The sequence below is a fragment of the Paramagnetospirillum caucaseum genome (genome assembly GCF_000342045.1).
Taxonomy (GTDB): domain Bacteria; phylum Pseudomonadota; class Alphaproteobacteria; order Rhodospirillales; family Magnetospirillaceae; genus Phaeospirillum; species Phaeospirillum caucaseum.
This window is the reverse complement of sequence record NZ_AONQ01000143.1, coordinates 1-3,100: the sequence shown is the minus strand read 5'-3', so window position 1 is coordinate 3,100 and position 3,100 is coordinate 1. Positions and strand designations below refer to the sequence as shown.

The 3,100-nt window shown below is 67.4% G+C and carries 4 protein-coding genes; all 4 read left to right on the top strand.

What is annotated here, in order from left to right; all coding sequences use genetic code 11:
* Positions 1–453 (top strand): IS66-like element accessory protein TnpA (tnpA, locus tag H261_RS26600; protein WP_407636102.1); only part of this gene is annotated, 453 nt, incomplete at its 5' end.
* Positions 450–797, top strand: coding sequence for an IS66 family insertion sequence element accessory protein TnpB (gene tnpB, locus H261_RS22580; RefSeq protein WP_008622509.1), 348 nt, complete (start codon positions 450–452; stop codon positions 795–797). The genes tnpA and tnpB, both read left to right, overlap by 4 nt.
* Before the next feature lie 95 nt (positions 798–892).
* Complete coding sequence (gene tnpC / locus H261_RS22575; protein WP_235063036.1) at positions 893–2,434, top strand: IS66 family transposase; 1,542 nt, start codon at positions 893–895, stop codon at positions 2,432–2,434.
* Complete coding sequence (locus H261_RS22570; protein WP_008622505.1) at positions 2,431–3,069, top strand: plasmid pRiA4b ORF-3 family protein; 639 nt, start codon at positions 2,431–2,433, stop codon at positions 3,067–3,069. Before tnpC ends, H261_RS22570 begins: the two co-directional genes overlap by 4 nt.
* Positions 3,070–3,100: the final 31 nt, after the last annotated feature.

Genomic DNA, 3,100 nt, shown 5'->3' with positions numbered 1-3,100 from the left:
GTATCCGTCCGGCGACGACCGCCTTGCCGTCAGGGCTGTGATGCTGCCAGCCTTGGCACCGGTGCAAGCACCATTGTTTGCACCGATGCCAGGAGATGTTGGGTGGCGCAGGTTCATGTTCTGACCGGTCCGGAGCGACGGCGGCGCTGGAGTGCTGAGCAGAAGCGGGCAATCGTGGCGGCGGCGTTCGCCCCCGGCGCGATCGTCGCGGAGGTGGCCCGACGGGCGGATGTGTGCGCCGGTCAGATCTACCGCTGGCGCCAGGATCTGCGTGGGCATGCCCAGGAATTCGCCGAGGTAATGATGGTGCCGGTCGGGGATCAGTCGGCCGTGCGCTCGGGCTCGGATGCGGTAATCGAGGTGCGCTTGGCGAGCGGCGCGGGCGTCCGCATTCCCGCGACGGCGACGCCGGGTTTGGCATCGGCGATCATCAAGGCGCTGGCCGGGCGATGATCCCGATCCCCAGTGGGGTCCGGGTCTGGCTGGCGACCGGGCACACCGACATGCGCAAGGGCTTCGACGGCCTGGCGCTGTTGGTGCAGGAGCGGCTATCGCGCGACCCGCATTCCGGCCACCTGTTCGTGTTTCGTGGTCGGCGCGGTGATCTGATCAAGGTGCTGTGGTGGGATGGACAGGGCCTGTGCCTGTTCTGCAAGCGGCTGGAGCGGGGTCGCTTCCTGTGGCCGTCGCCGGCCGATGGGGCAGTGACCATCACCCCGGCCCAACTCGGCTACCTGCTGGAAGGGATTGATTGGCGGATGCCGCAGAAAACCTGGCGTCCGAGCGCCGCCGGCTGAGGAAATCGCTGTTCAAGAGCGCTGGATTTTGATTCACTTTCGGGGTGACCAATACCGCCGAAGCCCTTCCCCGTGACCTTGCCGCCGCCCATGCGATGATCCTCGCCGAGCGGGCGGCGCGGCTGGCCGCCGAGTCGGATCGGCGGGTGTTGGACATCGAAATCGAGCGGCTCAAGTTGGAGATCGCCCGGCTCCGGCGCGAGCGCTTCGGCCAGTCGGCCGAGCGCAGCGCCCGCATCGAGCAGCTTGAGCTGTCCTTGGAGGATCTGGAGGAGACCGCCGCCGCGGTCGAAGCCGCCGCCGAGACGGCTGAGGTGCAGGCCCATCCCCGGGCTAAGCCGGCGCGGCGCCCGTTGCCCGAGCATCTGCCCCGTGTCCGGGTGGTCGAGCCGTCACCGTCGGCGTGTCCCTGCTGCGGCGGCAAGCTGCACAAACTGGGCGAGGACATCACCGAGACGCTGGAGCGCGTCCCGGCCAAGTGGCAGGTGATCCAGCATGTGCGGGAGAAGTTCTCCTGCCGGACCTGCGAGGCCATCACCCAGCCGCCAGCGCCGTTCCGTCCCATCTCGCGCGGCCGGGCCGGCGCCAACCTGCTGGCCGAAGTGGTGTTCGGCAAGTTCGGTCTGCACCTGCCGCTGCACCGCCAGAGCGGTCGCTTCGCGACCGAGGGTGTCGAGATCGATGTCTCCACCCTGGCCGATTGGGTCGGCGCGGTCAGCGTCGCATTGAGGCCGCTGGTCGACGCCATCGCCGATCATGCCCGTGCCGGCCCGCGAGTCCATGTCGACGACACCCCGGTGCCGGTGCTGGCGAAAGGCAAGACCAAAACCGGTCGGCTGTGGACGGTGGTGCGCGACGACCGGCCCTTCAGCGGCGCCGATCCACTGGGCGCGCAGGCGCCCGATTCAACGGAAAGGCGGCCTTCGCCGCCGGCGGCCGCCTACTTCTACTCGCCCGACCGCAGCGGAGAGCATGCCGAGGCTTTCCTCGCCGGCTTCAGCGGCATCATGCAGGCCGACGCCTTCTCCGGCTTCGGGCGGCTGTACCAAAAGGGCGTCATCGTCGAGGCGGCGTGCTGGGCGCATGGGCGGCGGAAATTCTTCGAGCTGGCCGAGCTGAAGAAGGCGCCGATCGCCATCGAGGCGGTCAGCCGCATCGACGCGCTGTTCGCCATCGAGCGCGACATCAATGGCTTGGCCCCCGAAGAACGGCTGGCCGCACGGGCCGAGCGCACCCGGCCGCTGGTGGACGACCTGTCCACCTGGCTGCACCACAAGCGGGTCGGGCTGTCGGCCAAGTCGGACACCGCCAAGGCCATCGACTACCTCTTGAAGCGCTGGCCAGCCTTCACCCTGTTCCTGACGGACGGCCGCGTCGACCTGTCCAATAACGCGGCGGAGCGAGCGATACGCGGCATCGCGGTGGGGCGGCGCAACTGGACCTTCGCCGGCTCCGATGCCGGTGGACGGCGCGCCGCCGCGCTGTACACCCTGATCGAGACCGCCAAGCTCAACGGCGTCGATCCCAGGGCCTGGCTGGCCGACGTCCTGGCGCGCCTGCCCGGGCATCCCGCCAAGCGGATCGGTGAATTGCTGCCCTGGAATTGGGCCGCCGGACCTGACACATTGGCGGCATGAACCGCACATCCAAATCCGCTGCAGAGAGCTTCAATGAGATCGCCACCATCCGCATCGAACTGGTGGATACCGATCCGCTGATCTGGCGCGCTGTCGAAGTGCCGACCTCCATCACCCTCAAGGCCCTGCACGACATCATCCAGGCGGTCATGGGATGGTTCGATTGCCACCTCTGGGAGTTCACCGTCGCAACGCGGAAATACGGGTTGCCCATGGACGAGGATTGGGGAACCGAGCCGCGCTTTGAAGCCTCCAAGGTGCGTCTGCGCGATGTGCTGGCCCCAGGCAAGACCATCATCGATTACCTCTACGACTTCGGCGATTCCTGGGAACACCGGCTCACGGTCAGCGGCGTCCGCCAGGGCGACTCCGCTCTCTCCTATCCACGCTACATCGGCGGCGAGCGGAACTCTCCGCCCGAAGACTGCGGCGGCATTCCGGGATTTTATGAGCTCCTCGACGCCATCGCCGATCCCGACCACCCCAACCATACCGATATGGTGGAGTGGCTTGACGACTACGATCCCGAAACCTTCGACGACCTGCCGATCAAGTACGCCCTCGGCCGCATCGCCAATCAACGCAATGCCGTCAGGGCCCGCCTCGCCAAGAAGAAGGAAGGGCAATCCGGCTGACCAAAATCAGCTCGCGCCCGCGGTCTTCACC